Origin of the sequence: Burkholderia sp. Bp9142, from assembly GCF_003853415.1 — a bacterium.
Classification (GTDB): domain Bacteria; phylum Pseudomonadota; class Gammaproteobacteria; order Burkholderiales; family Burkholderiaceae; genus Burkholderia.
On sequence record NZ_QTPP01000022.1, the window covers coordinates 79,362 to 97,476 of the forward strand.

Annotated in this window: 17 protein-coding genes and 1 other RNA gene; 15 read left to right on the plus strand and 3 right to left on the minus strand. The window is 67.3% G+C overall.

The window, feature by feature from the left end; genetic code table 11:
* Positions 1–67 precede the first annotated feature (67 nt).
* The gene (trxA, locus tag DIE22_RS23260) at positions 68–394 is read right to left on the minus strand and encodes a thioredoxin TrxA (protein WP_006402348.1); all 327 of its coding nucleotides are present in this window, start codon (positions 392–394) and stop codon (positions 68–70) included.
* Positions 395–812: 418 nt separating this feature from the next.
* Between trxA and ffs the strand changes: the two genes are divergently transcribed.
* The 10 genes from ffs (at position 813) to DIE22_RS23310 (ending at position 10,356) form a co-directional block, all read left to right on the plus strand.
* Positions 813–911: signal recognition particle sRNA small type (gene ffs / locus DIE22_RS23265), an RNA gene on the plus strand.
* A 127-nt stretch (positions 912–1,038) separates the two neighbouring features.
* Positions 1,039–3,384, plus strand: a complete 2,346-nt coding sequence (locus DIE22_RS23270) for a DNA polymerase III subunit gamma/tau (protein ID WP_124606178.1) — start codon at positions 1,039–1,041, stop codon at positions 3,382–3,384.
* Positions 3,385–3,478: 94 nt separating this feature from the next.
* Positions 3,479–3,805, plus strand: a complete 327-nt coding sequence (locus tag DIE22_RS23275; RefSeq protein WP_006755698.1) for a YbaB/EbfC family nucleoid-associated protein — start codon at positions 3,479–3,481, stop codon at positions 3,803–3,805.
* 40 nt (positions 3,806–3,845) lie between these two features.
* Complete coding sequence (gene recR, locus DIE22_RS23280; RefSeq protein WP_044847271.1) at positions 3,846–4,442, plus strand: recombination mediator RecR; 597 nt, start codon at positions 3,846–3,848, stop codon at positions 4,440–4,442.
* 48 nt (positions 4,443–4,490) lie between these two features.
* Complete coding sequence (locus DIE22_RS23285; protein ID WP_124498591.1) at positions 4,491–5,696, plus strand: CaiB/BaiF CoA-transferase family protein; 1,206 nt, start codon at positions 4,491–4,493, stop codon at positions 5,694–5,696.
* Between the two features lie 208 nt (positions 5,697–5,904).
* Positions 5,905–6,666, plus strand: a complete 762-nt coding sequence (gene surE / locus DIE22_RS23290) for a 5'/3'-nucleotidase SurE (protein WP_124498590.1) — start codon at positions 5,905–5,907, stop codon at positions 6,664–6,666.
* On the plus strand, positions 6,663–7,592 hold the full coding sequence (locus tag DIE22_RS23295) for a protein-L-isoaspartate(D-aspartate) O-methyltransferase (RefSeq protein ID WP_124498589.1): 930 nt from the start codon (positions 6,663–6,665) through the stop codon (positions 7,590–7,592). Before surE ends, DIE22_RS23295 begins: the two co-directional genes overlap by 4 nt.
* 5 nt (positions 7,593–7,597) lie before the next feature.
* Entirely contained in the window at positions 7,598–8,479 is an 882-nt protein-coding gene (locus DIE22_RS23300; RefSeq protein ID WP_124498588.1) for a peptidoglycan DD-metalloendopeptidase family protein, read from the plus strand.
* Positions 8,480–8,490: 11 nt separating this feature from the next.
* On the plus strand, positions 8,491–9,576 hold the full coding sequence (rpoS, locus tag DIE22_RS23305; RefSeq protein ID WP_124498587.1) for an RNA polymerase sigma factor RpoS: 1,086 nt from the start codon (positions 8,491–8,493) through the stop codon (positions 9,574–9,576).
* Positions 9,577–9,579: 3 nt separating this feature from the next.
* A complete protein-coding gene (locus tag DIE22_RS23310) occupies positions 9,580–10,356 on the plus strand; it encodes a 3'-5' exonuclease (protein WP_124606179.1) in 777 nt (258 codons plus the stop codon).
* A gap of 27 nt (positions 10,357–10,383) precedes the next feature.
* Here DIE22_RS23310 and DIE22_RS23315 read toward each other — a convergent pair whose 3' ends face one another.
* On the minus strand, positions 10,384–11,244 hold the full coding sequence (locus tag DIE22_RS23315; protein WP_124498586.1) for an endonuclease/exonuclease/phosphatase family protein: 861 nt from the start codon (positions 11,242–11,244) through the stop codon (positions 10,384–10,386).
* Between the two features lie 221 nt (positions 11,245–11,465).
* Between DIE22_RS23315 and rlmD the strand changes: the two genes are divergently transcribed.
* Positions 11,466–12,863: a 23S rRNA (uracil(1939)-C(5))-methyltransferase RlmD gene (rlmD, locus tag DIE22_RS23320; RefSeq protein WP_124498585.1), complete on the plus strand. Its 1,398-nt coding sequence runs from the start codon at positions 11,466–11,468 to the stop codon at positions 12,861–12,863.
* Between the two features lie 66 nt (positions 12,864–12,929).
* On the opposite strand, the gene DIE22_RS23325 is transcribed toward rlmD, so the two are convergent.
* On the minus strand, positions 12,930–13,628 hold the full coding sequence (locus DIE22_RS23325; RefSeq protein WP_006761414.1) for a Bax inhibitor-1/YccA family protein: 699 nt from the start codon (positions 13,626–13,628) through the stop codon (positions 12,930–12,932).
* Between the two features lie 250 nt (positions 13,629–13,878).
* Between DIE22_RS23325 and ndk the strand changes: the two genes are divergently transcribed.
* The 4 genes from ndk to ispG all read left to right on the plus strand — a co-directional run bounded on the left by ndk (position 13,879) and on the right by ispG (position 18,100).
* The gene (gene ndk / locus DIE22_RS23330; protein ID WP_047900843.1) at positions 13,879–14,304 is read left to right on the plus strand and encodes a nucleoside-diphosphate kinase; all 426 of its coding nucleotides are present in this window, start codon (positions 13,879–13,881) and stop codon (positions 14,302–14,304) included.
* Between the two features lie 55 nt (positions 14,305–14,359).
* Positions 14,360–15,499, plus strand: coding sequence for a 23S rRNA (adenine(2503)-C(2))-methyltransferase RlmN (rlmN, locus tag DIE22_RS23335; RefSeq protein WP_014896906.1), 1,140 nt, complete (start codon positions 14,360–14,362; stop codon positions 15,497–15,499).
* A 176-nt stretch (positions 15,500–15,675) separates the two neighbouring features.
* A complete protein-coding gene (locus DIE22_RS23340; protein ID WP_124606180.1) occupies positions 15,676–16,689 on the plus strand; it encodes a helix-turn-helix domain-containing protein in 1,014 nt (337 codons plus the stop codon).
* Positions 16,690–16,795: 106 nt separating this feature from the next.
* Complete coding sequence (gene ispG / locus DIE22_RS23345; protein ID WP_124606181.1) at positions 16,796–18,100, plus strand: flavodoxin-dependent (E)-4-hydroxy-3-methylbut-2-enyl-diphosphate synthase; 1,305 nt, start codon at positions 16,796–16,798, stop codon at positions 18,098–18,100.
* The last annotated feature ends 15 nt before the right edge of the window (positions 18,101–18,115 follow it).

Consider the following 18,115-nt stretch of genomic DNA (forward strand, 5'->3'; position numbering starts at 1 on the left):
GCGGCCGACCGGCGGCTTGACGGCGGACGTGTTGCCGGTTGACAACACGTCCGCGGAACAGCCGGTATTACAGGTGGCTGTCCAGGAATGCGGTGAGCTGCGACTTCGACAGCGCGCCGACCTTCTGTGCGGCGGCCGCACCGTTCTTGAACAGGATCAGCGTCGGGATGCCGCGCACGCCGAACTTCGCAGGCGTCGCCTGGTTGTCGTCAACGTTGATCTTTGCGATCTGCAGCTTGTCGCCGTAGTCTTTCGCGACTTCGTCGAGGATCGGGGCGATCATCTTGCACGGACCGCACCATTCGGCCCAGAAGTCGACGAGCACGGGCTTGTCGGATTTGACGACGTCCTGTTCGAACGATGCGTCGCTGATGTGTTTGATCTGTTCGCTCATTGGGTCAATACCTCTTACGGTTCGGGGACTGCCTGCTTGGCGCGTTGCGGCGCTCCGGCCGCCTGACGGCTGCCGGCCGCTGCGGCAGGCCACTCCGCTCTCCGGAAGGAAGGGCGTAAGCGCTGCATCGCGCGGCTCGCGGGTCGTTCGGGCGTCATATTAGCCTAAATTGCTATCTGCTGCGGGCGGCGATAGTAGCCGCTACGCGAGTAGGGGTACGACGCGCCGTTCGACCGTTGTGTTCCGAAGGTGGAGGCCGGCCTGCAAAATACAAGAGTCGCAATACGGGAGAGTCACGGCCATTCCTGCGCGCTCGCACCGGCTTCATGCGCCCATGCGCGCGCCGGTTTGCTCGATCATTCGCATTGTTGCGAACAAACGGTCGCATTCGGCCGGAAGCGGTGATAGAATATGCCGTGACGGGCCTCCTCGCATGGTGGGGCGGTGAACCTGGTCAGGTCGGGAACGAAGCAGCCACAATCGTTTTCCGCCAGTGCCGAGGGTCGGGCTCGTCACCTTTCCTCTCGCCCCGTTCGCCGGGCGTTTTTTATTTCTGCGTCATTCTCCGTTTTACCCGCGCTTTGCCCGTCTTCCGCACCGTTTCGCGTGTCGGCGCGACGCAGCGTTACTGATACAATTTCCCGATGACCTATCAAGTTCTCGCACGCAAGTGGCGTCCGAAGGATTTCGCTTCGCTCGTCGGCCAGGAGCACGTCGTCAGGGCGCTCACGCACGCGCTCGACGGCGGGCGTCTCCATCACGCCTATCTGTTTACCGGAACCCGCGGCGTCGGCAAGACGACGCTGTCGCGGATCTTCGCGAAGGCGCTCAACTGTGAAACCGGCGTCACGTCGCAGCCGTGCGGCGTGTGCCGCGCGTGCCGCGAGATCGACGAAGGCCGCTTCGTCGACTACGTCGAGATGGATGCGGCGAGCAACCGCGGCGTCGACGAGATGGCCGCGCTGCTCGAGCGCGCGGTATACGCGCCCGTCGATGCGCGCTTCAAGGTCTACATGATCGACGAAGTGCACATGCTGACGAACCACGCGTTCAACGCGATGCTGAAGACGCTCGAGGAGCCGCCGCCGCACGTCAAGTTCATCCTCGCGACGACCGATCCGCAGAAGATTCCCGTCACCGTGCTGTCGCGCTGCCTGCAGTTCAACCTGAAGCAGATGCCGGCCGGGCACATCGTGTCGCATCTCGAACGGATCCTCGGCGAAGAGCGGATCTCGTTCGAGCAGCAGGCGCTGCGCCTGCTCGCGCGCGCCGCGCAGGGCAGCATGCGCGATGCGCTGTCGCTGACCGACCAGGCGATCGCCTATTCGGCGAACGAAGTGACCGAATCGGCGGTGTCGGGCATGCTCGGCGCACTCGACCAGACCTACATGGTGCGCCTGCTCGAAGCGCTCGCGGCCGGCGACGGCCCGGAGATCCTCGCGATCGCCGACGAGATGTCGCTGCGCAGCCTGTCCTTTTCCACCGCGCTGCAGGATCTCGCGAGCCTGCTGCACCGGATCGCATGGGCGCAGTTCGCGCCGGGCTCGGTGCTCGACGAATGGCCGGAAGCGGCCGACCTGCGCCGCTTCGCGCAGACGCTGAGCCCCGAGCAGGTGCAGCTGTTCTATCAGATCGCGACAGTCGGACGTGCGGAGCTCGGCCTTGCGCCGGACGAATACGCCGGCTTCACGATGACGCTGCTGCGGATGCTCGCGTTCGAGCCGGCCGTCGGCGCCGGCAGTGCGCCGGGCGGTCAGCCGGCCGTGCCGCGTGCCGTACCCGCACCTGCGCCGCGTGCGGCCGCTGCTGCGTCGGCCGCGGCGCTCAAGCCACCCGCCCCGGCAACTGCCGCGGAGGCCGCCCGCCCGCAAGCTGCCGCACCGGTCGCGCCCGCTGCACGTCCGTCGCCGGCCCAGTCCGGCGATGCGGCGACTTCGCCCGCCGTGAAGCCTGCTGCGACACCGGCAGCGGCTGCGGCCGACGTGCCGGCCGCACCGCAGCCGCAAGCGAACCCGGCACCTCGGGCGGCACCGGCGAGCGATGCGCCGCCAGCCGTCCGCAACGAACCTGAACCGCCTGCTGCCGCCAAGCGCAACGACGCGTCTGCAACGCCAGCCGAACCGCCGCCGCGAGCCGTGCCGGCCGAGCCTGCCGCGCGTCCGTCGGCCCGCGGTGGTGCCGCTGCCGCACTCGACGTGCTGCGCAATGCCGGCATGCGCGTGTCCTCCGACCGCTCGCGGGCGGGCGCCGCGCCGAAGCCGGCGGAGGCCCGGCCGGCCGCCGAGAAACCGGCGCCGTCGCGCCCTGCCGTGCAGGTGCCGACGCCGCGTGCGGCGGCCCGCGCGCCGCAGGCTGCCGACACGCGCCAGGCGCCGCCGCCGTGGGAAGACATTCCGCCGGACGAATACGTGCCGCTCAGCGCCGACGAGATGTTCGGCGGCGGGGCCGACGACGGCTTCGTCCCGGTATTCGACAGCGGCCCGGACGATCTGCGCATTGCGCCGAAGCCGGCGGAGGTCCGTCCGTCCGCACCGGTCGACACGCGCCCGCTGCCGCCGGCGATCGCGCTCGACCCGGTCGGCTTCGACGGCGAATGGCCGGCGCTGGCCGCGCGGTTGCCGCTGAAGGGCGTCGCGTATCAGCTTGCGTTCAATAGCGAGCTGACGGCTGTCGACGCGACGACGTTGAAACTGTCCGTGCCGGTGCCGCAGTATGCGGATGCCGCCCAGGTCGCGAAGCTGAAGGCCGCGCTGGCCGACGCGCTCGGCAAGCCTGTCGAGGTCGCGGTCGAGGTCGGGCCCGCGCGGCGCACCGCGGCGGCGCTCGATGCGGCCGCACGCGCGGCACGCCAGCGCGAGGCGGAGCAGGACATCCATGGCGATCCGTTCGTCCAGCAGCTCGTGCGTGATTTCGGCGCGCGTATCGTCGAAGGCTCGGTGCGGCCGCTCGCCGATTCGGCGCCGGACGGCACGCCGCCGACGCTGCATTGAACGAATCGCACCGCGACAGGCACAATCACGCCCGCACACATTGACCGGCACGCGCCGCGTGCCGGTTTTCACACGATCAAGAAGGAGTATTTCCATGTTGAAAGGCAACCTCGCCGGACTGATGAAGCAAGCGCAGCAAATGCAGGAAAACATGAAGAAGATGCAGGAGCAGCTTGCGCAGATCGAAGTCGAAGGGCAGTCGGGCGCCGGCCTCGTCAAGGTGACGATGACCTGCCGCAACGAAGTGCGTCGCGTGGCGATCGACCCGAGCCTGCTCGCGGACGACAAGGACATGCTCGAGGATCTGGTCGCGGCCGCGTTCAACGATGCCGTGCGCAAGGCCGAAGCAACGTCACAGGAGAAGATGAGCGGCATGACGTCGGGCCTGCCGCTGCCCCCGGGCTTCAAGCTGCCGTTCTGAGCGCAGCGTCCGTGCAGCCCGTTCAGCCTTCAGCCGCCGTATGAAACAGCCGTCTGCCCTGTCCGCGCTCGTCGAGGCGCTGCGCGTATTGCCCGGTGTCGGGCCGAAATCCGCGCAGCGCATGGCGTACCACCTGATGCAGCACGATCGGGAGGGCGCGGAGCGGCTCGGCCGGTCGCTGCTGTTCGCGACCGAGCACCTGCAGCACTGCGAGAAGTGCAACACGTTCACGGAAGCGCAGATCTGCGAGGTGTGCAGCGACGAGGAGCGTGATCCGACGTTGCTGTGCGTCGTCGAGACGCCGGCCGACCAGATCATGCTCGAGCAGACGATGACGTACCGCGGGCTGTATTTCGTGCTGATGGGGCGGCTGAGCCCGCTCGACGGGATCGGCCCGAAGGAAATCCATTTCGACCGCCTCGTGCGGCGCGCGTCCGACGGCGTCGTCAAGGAGGTCGTGCTCGCGACCAACTTCACGAACGAGGGCGAAGCCACCGCGCACTATCTCGGCCAGACGCTGAAGGCGCGCGGGCTCGCGGTCACGCGCCTCGCGCGCGGCGTGCCGGTGGGCGGCGAGCTCGAATACGTCGACGCGGGCACCATCGCCCGCGCGATGCTCGACCGCCGCACGATGTAAGCCGGGCGCCGCCGGCCGGCGGCGCCGTTCCTCATGCCAGGGAGACACATGAGCACCAGCCAGGGCCCGCTCGCGGGCGTCAAAGTGCTCGAATTCGGGACGCTGATCGCGGGGCCGTTCGCGTCGCGCCTCTTTGCCGAATTCGGCGCGGAAGTGATCAAGATCGAGGATCCGAACGGCGGCGACCCGCTGCGCAAGTGGCGCAAGCTGCATCCGGAGCAGGGCGGCACGTCGCTGTGGTGGTCGGTCCAGGCGCGCAACAAGAAATCGGTCACCCTCAACCTGAAATCCGATGGCGGCAAGGCGATCGCGCGGCAGCTCGCGCGCGAGGCCGACATCGTGATCGAAAACTTCCGCCCGGGCCTGCTCGAGAAGCTCGGGCTCGGCTACGACGTGCTGTCGGCCGACAACCCGGGCCTCGTGATGGTGCGCCTGTCCGGCTACGGGCAGACGGGCCCGTACCGCGACCGGCCCGGCTTCGGCGCGATCGCCGAATCGATGGGCGGATTGCGTCACATCACCGGCTATCCGGACCTGCCGCCGCCGCGCATCGGCATCTCGATCGGCGACTCGATCGCCGCGCTGCACGGCGTGATCGGCGCGCTGATGGCGCTCCACCATCGCAAGGTGAACGGCGGCGCGGGGCAGGTGGTCGACGTTGCACTGTATGAAGCGGTGTTCAACATGATGGAAAGCGTGGTGCCCGAGTACGGCGTGTACGGGATGGTGCGCGAGCGCACCGGCGCGTCGCTGCCGGGCATCGTGCCGTCGAATACCTACGCGTGCCGCGACGGCAGCATCGTGATCGGCGGCAACAGCGATCCGATCTTCAAGCGGCTGATGAAGGCGATCGAGCGCGACGACCTCGCCGACGATCCTGCACTCGCACGGAACGACGGCCGCGTGCCGCGCACGCAGGAGATCGACGACGCGATCGCAGCGTGGCTCGCGCCGCGCACGATCGACGACGCGCTGGCCGTGCTCAACGCGGCCGACGTGCCGGCCGGGCGCATCTATAGTGCCGCCGACATGTTCACCGATCCGCAGTTCGTCGCGCGCCAGATGATCCAGCATTTCAAACTGGCCGACGGCACCGACATTCCGCTGCCGAACATCACGCCGAAGCTGTCCGGCACGCCGGGCGAAACGCGCTGGCTCGGGCCCGAACTCGGCGAGCATACGGACGAGGTGCTGCGCGGCCTCGGCTACGACGCGCAGGCAATCGCCGCGCTGCGCGAGGCCGGCGCGATCTGAGCGCCACGAAACCTGGCGCTGTGCGCCGGGCTCCCCCCGAGGGGACTTCCTCCAAGGCGGAAAACTGCAGGCGGCCCGGTGTTTCCTCGAACGAGCGGAACGCCGCCGCGCAATGCGGCGGCGCACCGCACACGCGTCGTGCGCGGGGGGAGCCAGCCGCCGCCGGACTGTCGCTCTCGCGCCATCTTTCCTCGGTTACAATCGCCGGATGCGAATCCTACTCAGCAACGACGACGGCTATCTCGCCCCCGGTCTCGCCGCGCTCAGCGACGCGCTGCAGCCGCTGGCCGACCTCACGGTGATCGCGCCCGAGCAGAACTGCAGCGGCGCATCGAATTCCCTGACGCTGTCGCGGCCGCTGTCGGTGCAGCGTGCGACGAATACGGGTTTCTTCTACGTGAACGGTACGCCGACCGATTCGGTGCACGTCGCGTTGACGGGGATGGCCGACGAGCGGCCGGACCTCGTCGTGTCGGGGATCAACAACGGCCAGAACATGGGCGAAGACACGCTCTATTCAGGGACAGTTGCGGCCGCCACCGAAGGCATCATGTTCGGCGTGCCGGCCATCGCGTTCTCGCTGGCCGACAAGGGCTGGGCGCATCTGACGGACGCCGCGCGCGTCGCCGCGGAAATCGTCGAGCATTACCTCGCGCATCCGCTGCCCGGTCAGCCGCTGCTGAACGTCAATATTCCGAATCTGCCGTACGGCGAACTGAAAGGCTGGAAGGTCACGCGCCTCGGCAAGCGTCACCCGTCCCAGCCGGTGATTCGCCAGACCGACCCGCGCGGCGAGCCGGTCTATTGGATCGGTGCCGCGGGTGCGGCGCTGGACGCGAGCGAAGGCACCGATTTCCATGCCGTCGCAAACGGTTTCGTGTCGATCACGCCGCTGCAGCTCGATCTCACGCATACACAAATGCTGCCTGCAACGCGCGAATGGGCGCGCGCAGGAGGGCGGGCTTCATGAGCGGCGAGCGCGCGAAGCGGTTCCCGCTCGCGCTCGAAGATCTCAAGCGAGCGCCACGCAAATCGGAGGGCCGGGCCGGCGAACGCCATGCGGCGATCGGTGTGCCGAAGGCCGTCGACAAGCCCGCCGCCGTGCCCAAGCCGGTGGCGGTGAAGACCGGCGCCGCCCGCGCGCTGCCCGGCACGGTCGCCACGAAGCCTGCGACCGCACCGAAGCCGACGGTGCTGAAGCCCGCGCTGCCGAAGCCGGCCGCGCCGAGCATCGCGCCGGCCGGCGCGTTCGCGCTGACGTCGGAACGCGTGCGCGAGCGCATGGTCGAACGCCTGCGTGCGAACGGCGTGACCGACGCGCGCGTGCTGGATGCGATGGCCGCGGTGCCGCGCCACATGTTCGTGGATCCGGGGCTCGCGACGCAGGCCTATGAGGATTCCGCGTTGCCGATCGGCCACCAGCAAACGATCTCAAAGCCGTCGGTCGTCGCGCGCATGATCGAGCTCGCGATGGCCGGCCGCACGCTCGATCGCGTCCTCGAGATCGGCACCGGTTGCGGCTACCAGGCCGCGGTGCTGAGTCACGTGGCACGCGACGTGTATTCGATTGAACGCATCAAGCCGCTCTATGAGCGCGCAAAGCTGAACCTGCGGCCGCTGCGCGTGCCGAACATCCGTCTGCATTACGGCGACGGGCGGGTCGGCCTGCCTTCCGCGGCTCCGTTCGACGCGATCGTGATCGCGGCGGCGGGGCTCGACGTGCCGCAGGCGCTGCTCGAGCAGCTCGCGATCGGCGGGCGGCTCGTCGCGCCGGTCGGCGCGCAGAGCGGGCAGCACCAGGTGCTCACGCTTGTCGAGCGCGTCGCGCAGACGCAATGGCGAGAGTCGCGGCTTGATCGCGTTTTCTTTGTCCCTTTAAAATCCGGAGTGATTTGAAACCGATGAGTATGTTGCGCGCGATGCAAAACAACCGAACCAGGGAACCGCTCACGTTCGCCCAGCGCGCGATCTGTGTGGCTGCGTTTTCCACGCTGCTGGCCGCCTGTGCGACGCGGCTCGACAACGCGCCCGTCGTCGACCGCTCCGGATCGCTCGGCACGACCGCTGCCGCGCAGCCGGCGGTGCCGCTCGGCCCGCCGCCGCCCGGCTTCTACCGTGTGAAACCGGGTGACACGCTGTACCGGATCGCACTCGAGAACGGGCAGAACTATCGCGACATCGCCGCGTGGAACAACCTGGCGAACGCGAACCAGATCGAAGTCGACCAACTGCTGCGTGTCGCGCCGCCGGGCGGCGCCGCGGTTGCCGGCTCGCCGGCTGCCGCGCCGATCGCCGGCGCCGCCGTCGCGACCGCACCGCTCAGCAGCGGCCCCGCGACGCCGGCCGCCGGCTCGTCGTCCGCGATCACGCCGCCGGCTGCCGCCGCATCGAGCGATACGGCTGCCGCGCCGAGCGGCCCCGTGACGTTTGCATGGCCCGTGCGCGGCCCGTTGCTGAACGGTTTCGACGACGCGAAGAACAAGGGCGTCAATATCGGCGGCACGTCCGGTGAAGCCGTGAAGGCGGCGGCAGACGGCCGTGTCGTCTACTCCGGCAATGGCCTGCGCGGCTACGGCAACCTCATTATCATCAAACACGATGCAACTTACCTCACGGCGTATGCACACAATCGCGCTTTGATGGTAAAAGAGGGGGACGCGGTAACGAAGGGGCAGAAGATCGCCGAGATGGGTAACAGCGATGCCGACCGCGTGATGCTGCATTTCGAGGTTCGCCGGCAGGGTAAACCTGTCGATCCGCTGAAGTATTTGCCGCCTCAATAACCGAGACGACCATGCCGAAATCGAAGCGCCACGAGCCGCAAGCCGAGTCTGAGAAGATCAGTCGTGCCACGCAAGCATCGGTGGAGCGAGCTGGCGCTTCGACGGACGACGAAGACGACGTCGCGGACAACGAACGTGACCTCGAGGCACGCGACGCCGAAGCGGACGGCGAGGAGGAGCGCGAAGGCCGGGCGGAAGCCGCGCCCGACGTCGACGATTTCCGCGCATTGCTGCAGGCCGAACTCACGGCCGACACGATCCAGCATTACCTGAACCGCATCAGCGTGAAGCCGCTCCTGACCGTCGAGGAGGAGCAGCGCTATTCCCGTCTTGCGAAGGCCGGCGAATTCGAGGCGCGGCAGGTGATGATCGAACGCAACCTGCGTCTCGTCGTCAGCATCGCGAAGGGTTACCTGAACCGCGGCGTGCCGCTGCTCGACCTGATCGAGGAAGGCAACCTCGGCCTGATGCACGCGATCGAGAAATTCGACCCGACGCGCGGTTTTCGCTTCTCGACCTATGCGACGTGGTGGATCCGCCAGAGCATCGAGCGGGCGATCATGAACCAGGCCCGCACCGTGCGCCTGCCCGTGCACGTGATCCGCGAACTGAACCAGGTGCTGCGCGCGAAGCGCCACCTCGAAAAGAATTCGATGTCGACGGGTGAGGCGGCCGAGCGCCGCGAAGCCAGCATCGACGACATCGCCTATCTCACCGGCAAGACCGCCGAGGAAGTCACCGACATCCTCGCGCTCAACGAGCACACCGCGTCGCTCGACGCGCCGCTCGACCTCGATCCCGCGAGCAGCCTGCTCGACCTGCTGCCCGACGACCAGAGCCAGTCGCCCGATGCCGAGGTGCAGCACCGCGAGCTCGAGACGCTCACGCGCGCGTGGCTGTCGCGGCTGTCCGACAAGCACCGGCACGTGATCGAGCGCCGCTTCGGCCTGAACCACATCGAACCGGCCACGCTCGAGGAGCTGGCCGACGAGATGGGGCTCACGCGCGAGCGCGTGCGGCAGATCCAGCAGGAAGCGCTGGTGCGCCTCAAGCGGTTCTTCGCCTCCAATGGCGTGCGCAAGGACGCCGTTCTGTAACCGATGACTCCGATTCTCGTTTTTGACATCGAGACCATTCCCGATGTCGACGGCATTCGCCGTCTGGAAGACCTGCCTGCGACGCTCGACGATGCCGCGGTGGCCGAACATGCGTTCGCCGCGCGCCGCGAGAAGACCGGCAGCGATTTCCTGCCGCATCATCTGCAGCGCATCGCGGCGATCTCCTGCGTGTTCCGCGACAACAACGGTTTTCGCGTGCGCTCCCTGGGGACGCCCCAGGACAACGAGGCGACGCTGGTCCAGTCGTTCTACCGCGTGATCGAGAAATACACGCCGCAGCTCGTGTCGTGGAACGGTGGCGGTTTCGATCTGCCGGTGCTCCATTACCGTGCGCTCGTGCACGGGATCCCCGCGACGCGCTACTGGGATCTGGGCGAGGACGACCGCGACTTCAAGTGGAACAACTACATCTCGCGCTATCACTCGCGGCATACCGATCTGATGGACGTGCTCGCGATGTATCAGGCACGCGCGAATGCGCCGCTCGACGCGCTGGCGAAGCTGTGCGGCTTTCCGGGCAAGCTCGGGATGGACGGCAGCCAGGTGTGGCCGGCGTTCCGGGACGGGCGGATCGAGGAAATCCGCAACTACTGCGAGACCGACGTCGTCAACACGTATCTGCTCTATTGCCGGTTCCAGCTGATGCGCGGCGGCCTGACGCCGAGCGAATATGCGGACGAGATCCTGCTCGTGAAGAACGCGCTTGCGCAGGAGCCCGCGTCGCATTGGGCCGAATACCTGGCCGGTTTCGACGTGTGACGCGGGCGGCCCGCGTCGCGGCCGCAATCAATCTCGATCGAGTTCGAGCACGACCGGCTGATGATCCGACGCGCGTACGTCGCCGTCGATCTCGCAGCGCGTGACGCGCGGCAGCAGCGTATCGGTCACGAACACGAAATCGCACGCGAGCGGCCCCTCCGACCATTGCACCGTGTCGTAGACGCCGGCCGTCGGCGGCGGCGTGCGGCCCGGGTGCCGGGCGACCCACGCATCGATGAACGGCGGCGCGTCGGCGATCGGTTCGAGCAGGCGCCGGTAGGCATCGCTGTCGAACGCGCTGTTGAAGTCGCCGCAGACGATCGCATCGCGCGGCTGGCCGGTCGACGCGAACGGCCCCGCGGCATTCTCCGCCGGCGCGGGCCGGTCCGCGTGCGCGCAGGCCTCGCGGTGCCGGGCGCGCAACGCATCGACCTGCGCGAGTCGCTGGCGCGCCGAGTAGTATTCGAGGTGTGTCGTGACGACCCGCAGCGGGCCTGACGGCGTCGCCAGCTCGACATCCAGCGCGACGCGCGGCATCGACGGCGCGCCGGGGTCGGCCGGCCAGGGCAGCAGCTGGCGCAGCACGCGCCCGACCGGCAGCCGCGTCGCGATCGCATTGCCGAACTGGCGGCGCGGCGCGCCGGGTTCGAGCGCCGGCAGGTCGGCGCCGATCGCGTCGACGATCGTATAGCCGGGCAGCAACGCCGCCAGCTCGGCGAACTGGTCGGGGCCCGGCTGGCCGGGCAGGGCGCCGAAGCCGCGCGTGACTTCCTGCAGGCACAGCACGTCGAAGTCGCCGAGCCGGCGGGCGGCGGCGATGGTGCGCGGGAGGTCGACGACGCCGTCCGCGTCCCGACCCCATTGAATGTTCCAGTCGATCAGTCGCATGGTCGAGTCTCCTGCGAGCAGAATGTGTATGGCCGGTTGGCTGGCGAGGTGTCGCGCATGCGGGCCGGCGGCGGGCGGCCGGCTCGCATGCCGGCAGGCCGTTCGTGCATCACGTGGCGCGATCGATGCGTCAGCGTCGACGCTTGCGCCACGAAAGCGGGCGATGCGGGCTTTCGTCGTCTACAATCTCGCCTTCTTCAACGTTTTGTCAGGAAAAGCTGGTGTCCGAAGCCGTCCCCACTTCTGCGCGCAAATCGAAAAACGCGCCCGTCGCGCCCGGGCCTGCCCCGGTTCTCGAGATCGAATCGCTCGACATGGAAGCGCGCGGTGTCGGCCGCACGGCGACCGAGGACGGCACGCCGGGCAAGGTCATCTTTGTCGAGGGCGCGCTGCCCGGCGAGCGCGTGACCTATTCGAGCTACCGTCGCAAGCCGAGCTACGAGCAGGCGACCGTTGTCGACATTCTGCGCCCGAGCGTGCTGCGCACGCAGCCGAAATGCAAGTTCTTCGGCACCTGCGGCGGTTGCTCGATGCAGCACCTCGACATGCGCGCGCAAGTGGCGATCAAGCAGCGCGTGCTCGAGGACAACCTGTGGCACCTGTCGAAGCTGCGCGCCGAGACGATGTTCGCGCCGATCCATGGCCCGTCATGGGGCTACCGTTATCGCGCGCGCCTGACCGTGCGCAACGTCGCGAAGAAGGGCGGCGTGCTGGTCGGGTTCCACGAAAAGAAGAGCAGCTATGTCGCCGACATGACGAGCTGCGAAGTGCTGCCGCCGCACGTATCGGCGATGCTCGTGCCGTTGCGCCGGCTGGTCGAGGGGCTGTCGATCCGTGACCGGATGCCGCAGATCGAACTCGCGGTCGGTTCGCAAGTCACGGCGCTGGTGCTGCGCGTGCTGGAGCCGATCAATGCGGACGACGAAGCGCTGCTCCGCGCGTTCGCGGACGAGCACAAGGTGCAGTTCTGGCTGCAGCCGAAGGGTCCGGACACGGTGACGCCGTTCTATCCGCTCGACGTGCCGCTCGACTACACGCTGCCGGAGTTCGGCATCCGCATGCCGTTCAAGCCGACCGACTTCACGCAGGTCAACCATCAGATCAACCGTGTGCTGGTCGGCCGCGCGCTGCGCCTGCTCGCGCCGTCGCGCGATGATCGCGTGCTCGACCTGTTCTGCGGGATCGGCAACTTCACGCTGCCGCTCGCGCGGCTGTCGCGCGAGGTGATGGGCATCGAAGGCAGCGAAACGCTGACGACGCGCGCGCTGGCGAATGCGCGCGAGAACGGCGTCGACGGCCACACGACGTTCGCGTGCCGGAACCTGTTCGAAGTGACGGGCGACGACATCCGCGCGCTCGGCGCATTCGACAAGTTCCTGATCGACCCGCCGCGCGAAGGCGCGCTCGCGGTGTCGAAGGCGCTGGCCGAAATCGCGCAGAGCGGCGAAGGCCCGCTGCCGAAGCGCATCGTCTACGTGTCGTGCAACCCGTCGACGCTCGCGCGCGATGCAGGCCTGCTCGTGCACGAGGCCGGCTACCGCCTGAAGGGCGCCGGGGTCGTGAACATGTTCCCGAATACGTCGCACGTCGAATCGATCGCGCTGTTCGAGCGCGACTGAGCGGGCGGACGGCGGACGTAAAAAAACCGGCCCGCGGGCCGGTTTTTTTATGGGGTGCGGCGAACGTCAGTTGCGGTTGCCGCCGAAGATGCCGAGCAGCGCGAGCAGGTTCGTGAACACGTTGTACAGGTCGAGGTAGATCGCGAGCGTGGCCGAGATGTAGTTCGTCTCGCCGCCGTTCACGACGCGCTGGACGTCGAACAGCATGTAGGCCGAGAAGATCGCGATCGCGAGCACCGACACTGTGAGCATCAGCGCCGGCAGTTGCAGGAAGATGTTCGCGACCGAGGCCAGCAGGATCACGATCACGCCCATGAACAGCCACTTGCCGAGCCCCGAGAAGTCACGCTTGCTGACGGTGGCGATCGTCGCCATCGCGGCGAAGATGATGCCGGTGCCGCCGAACGCGAGCATGATCAGCGACGGGCCGTTCGAGAAGCCCAGGATGAAGCTCAGCAGGCGCGACAGCATCAGGCCCATGAAGAACGTGAAGCCGAGCAGCACGAACACGCCGGCCGCGCTGTTTTTCGTCCGCTCGATCGCGAACATGAAGCCGAACGCGATCGCGAAGAAGGCAAGCAGGCTCATCATCGGGCTCGTGGCCGCGAACAGCGAGAAGCCCGTCGCGACGCCGACCCAGGCGCCCAACACGGTCGGCACCATCGATAGCGCGAGCAGCCAGTACGTGTTCCGCAGCACGCGGTTGCGAACTTCGGCGGTGCTGACGGAACCGCCGCGGCCGAAATTGTACGGATAGTCGTTCATGGTTTCTCCTAACATTGAACGCGTGGGCGTCCGGGGCCGGTTCGGCGCGCGCGGTGTGCGGCGCAGCAAACCGGAGCAGCTATGGCTAAGATACGTTCCGCGCCGCGAGGTTTCAATGGCCGGGCGGCGCAAAAACATATGGATTCGGAACCTTTCACTCGTGTAAGGGTTCAATCGCAATGATACACGGGATCGTGCTACAATAGCGGATTCATTTGAACCTGTAACTTCTTAATTTCTTGGAGTTTTTATGGCAATCGAGCGCACCCTGTCGATCATCAAGCCGGATGCGGTGGCAAAGAACGTGATCGGCCAGATCTACAGCCGTTTCGAAGGCGCCGGCCTGAAGATCGTCGCATCGCGCATGGCACACCTGTCGCGTGCGGACGCAGAGAAGTTCTACGCAGTTCACGCAGCACGTCCGTTCTTCAAGGACCTCGTCGATTTCATGATCTCGGGCCCGGTGATGATCCAGGTTCTGGAAGGTGAAGGCGCGATCCTGAAGAACCGCGACCTGATGGGCGCGACGGATCCGAAGAAGGCGGAACAGGGCACGATCCGCGCCGACTTCGCCGACAGCATCGACGCGAACGCCGTGCACGGCTCGGACGCTGCCGAAACGGCCGCGGTCGAAGTCGCGTTCTTCTTCCCGGAAATGAACGTTTACTCGCGCTAAGCCCTGGCTGGCAACAAGTAGGCAGGATTCAGCGCACGCGGCAAGGCAGCACATCATGACGAGCGAAACTTCCGTCAATCTTCTCGACTTCGATGCCGAGGGTCTTGTCGCGTACTGCGGCAGCCTCGGCGAGAAGCCGTTCCGCGCCAAGCAATTGCAGCGCTGGATCCACCAGTACAACGCCGGCGATTTCGACGGCATGACCGATCTCGCGAAGTCCCTGAGAGAAAAGCTCAAGGGCCGCGCGTCGATCGTGATGCCCGATATCGTCAGCGATCACGTTTCCACCGACGGCACGCGCAAGTGGCTGATCGACGTCGGAAACGGCAATGCGGTCGAAACCGTGTTCATCCCGGAAGAGACGCGCGGCACGCTGTGCGTGTCGTCGCAGGCCGGGTGTGCGGTCAACTGCCGCTTCTGCTCGACGGGCAAGCAGGGTTTCTCCCGCAACCTGTCGACAGCCGAAATCATCGGCCAGCTCCGGATGGCCGAATTTGCACTGCGTGCGTCGCTCGGTCGCGCGCCCGGTCCGAACGGCAAGGCCGAACGGGTCGTCACCAACGTGGTGATGATGGGCATGGGCGAGCCGCTGCTGAACTACAGCGCGGTCGTGCCCGCGATGCGGCTGATGCTCGACGACAACGCGTACGGCCTGTCGCGCCGCCGCGTCACGCTGTCGACGTCCGGCGTGGTGCCGATGATGGACCGCCTCGGCGCCGAATTGCCGGTCGCGCTCGCCGTTTCGCTGCACGCGCCGAACGATGCGCTGCGCGACGAACTGGTGCCGCTCAACAAGAAGCATCCGCTTCGCGAGTTGATGGCCGCGTGCCAGCGCTATCTGAAAGTCGCACCGCGCGACTTCATTACTTTCGAATACTGCATGCTCGACGGCGTCAACGACACCGAAGCGCATGCGCGCGAATTGCTGGCCGTCACGCGCGACGTGCCTTGCAAGTTCAATCTGATCCCGTTCAATCCGTTTCCGGAATCGGGCCTCATCCGCTCGAAGCCGGAGCAGATCAAGCGTTTTGCACAGGTCCTCATCGACGCGGGTGTCGTCACGACCGTGCGCAAGACGCGCGGCGACGACATCGACGCCGCGTGTGGCCAACTGGCCGGCGCCGTGAAGGATCGCACGCGCCTGGCGGAGCGAACGGGCGCAGCAGCAAAAATCATCGAAGTTCGGGCGGTTTGACGGGGACGCCCAGTCGGGGCGGCCTGGCCGCGGATGCCCGAATTTTTTGGCGGTACAACACGCGAATAGCGATCGGTCGCGGCGCCTCGGCGCCGCGCATGGTATGGACAGTTGCGGGTGCCGACCGGCAAGAGCCGGCGACGCCCCAGTGAAGAAGAATCGACGCGAGGACAAGGATGAGTGAGCCGCAGCCGACAAACGGCGCAGAGACGAATGCCGCGAAGCCGGCACCGGCGGGACTGGAAACGCTGGTGGCCGTCGGCGGCCGGCTGGCGCAGCTCCGGGAAGCGAAGGGCTGGACGGTCGACGACGTGTCGGCGCGGCTCAAGGTCGCCCCGCAGAAGCTGCGGGCGCTCGAGGCAGGCGACATCAGCCATTTGCCTGGCGTGACGTTCGCGCTCGGCGTCGTGCGCAGCTACGCGAAGATGCTCGGCGTCGATCCGGAGCCGTTTGCGCAGGCGTTGCGCCGCGAACGCGGCGTCCCGGAAGTCGATCTGTCGATGCCGGCGTCGTCGGGGACGGATCTGCCGCGCGGCCGCGTATCGATTCCGCTCGGCGGCTCGTCGCGCCATCATCCGTGGCTGTGGGGGACGGCGATCGTCGTCGTCGCGGTGATCGCGGTGCTCATGTGGCACACTGGCGGCGATTCGTCGAGCTGGCTTGCACGTATCAAGGGCGGCGACGCGGAGCATGCGTCGGCGGCCAGCGCGCCGGCGGCTTCTTCCGTCGAGGAAGCGGCCGCGGGCGGCGCGTCGACGGCAGCCGGCAACGACGCCCCGGCGCAGGTTCCGGCATCCGCCGTGGCGCCGCAGGCCGTTGCGTCGGCTGTGCCGGCGCCTGCCCCGATCGCTGCAGCGCCTGCGTCGCAACCCGTCGTCGCAACCGCAGCGGCGAGCGGTGCGGCCGCGCCGGCCCAGCCCGCGAGCGTCGTGGTGGCGGCAGGCCAGTCGATGGTCGAACTGAAGGTCAAGCAGGATTGCTGGTTCAGCGTGCGCGACAAGAACGGCAAGGAGCTGTTCTCGGCGCTGGTGCGGGCCGGCGAGACGAAGCAGGTCGCCGGCGACGGGCCGTTCAAGGTTACGATCGGCAACAAGGCAGGCCTTGATTCCGTCGCGTTCGACGGAAAACCGGTCGATCCGGCAAAATATTCGGCAGCGCGGGGTAACGTGGCGCGGTTCACGTTGCCCTGACGTCAAGCGCCGTGGCGAAGGCCTGTCCTGGGCAGGCCGCGAGGGCACGGCGCTTTTTCAATTCATGCGCCGCTTCGCGGCGCATTCCGCGTAAATGGATCTATCGATGCAATCCGAAGCTCAATCCCCACGCAGCAGTCAGATTTGTTCAACCGAGCCGGTGTTCGGCGGGCATCAGCCGCGTCGCGTGTCGCATGCGGTGGATGTTCGTTGGGGCGGGCAACTCGTCACGATCGGCGGCGATGCGCCGGTGCGCGTGCAGTCGATGACGAATACCGACACGGCCGACGCGATCGGCACGGCGATCCAGATCAAGGAACTCGCGAACGCGGGCTCCGAGCTGGTGCGTATCACCGTCAACACGCCGGAGGCCGCGGCCGCCGTGCCGGCGGTCCGCGAGCAACTCGACCGGATGGGCGTGACCGTCCCGCTCGTCGGCGATTTCCACTACAACGGCCACCTGCTGCTGCGCGACTATCCGGGCTGCGCGGAGTCGCTGTCGAAGTACCGGATCAACCCGGGCAACGTCGGTCAGGGCGCGAAGCGTGACACGCAGTTCGCGCTGATGATCGAAGCGGCCGCCAAGTACGACAAGGCGGTGCGGATCGGCGTGAACTGGGGCAGCCTCGACCAGGACCTGCTCGCGCGCATGATGGACGAGAACGGCGCACGTTCGCAGCCGTGGGATGCGCAGAGCGTGATGTACGAAGCGCTGATCCAGTCGGCGATCGGTTCGGCCGAGCGCGCGGTCGAGCTGGGCCTCGGCCGCGACCGCATCGTGCTGTCGTGCAAGGTCAGCGGCGTGCAGGACCTGATCGCCGTGTACCGTGAACTCGGCCGCCGCTGCGGCTTCGCGCTGCACCTCGGCCTGACCGAGGCCGGCATGGGCTCGAAGGGCATCGTCGCGTCGACGGCCGCGCTCGGCGTGCTGCTGCAGGAAGGGATCGGCGACACGATCCGTATTTCGCTGACGCCGGAACCGGGCGCGTCGCGCACCGGCGAGGTGATCGTCGGCCAGGAAATCCTGCAGACGATGGGCCTGCGCTCGTTCGCGCCGATGGTGATCGCGTGCCCGGGCTGCGGCCGCACGACGAGCACGCTGTTCCAGGAACTCGCGATGCAGATCCAGACCTACCTGCGCGAGCAGATGCCGGTCTGGCGCAAGGCGTATCCGGGCGTCGAGAAGATGAACGTCGCGGTGATGGGCTGCATCGTCAACGGCCCGGGCGAGTCGAAGCACGCGAACATCGGCATCAGCCTGCCGGGCTCGGGCGAGAACCCGGCCGCACCCGTCTTCATCGACGGCGAGAAGGTCAAGACGCTGCGCGGCGAGCGGATCGCCGAGGAATTCCAGCAGATCGTCAGCGACTACGTCGCACGCAATTACGGCCGCACCGAGGCCCTGAACTAAATTCGTCCAAACACA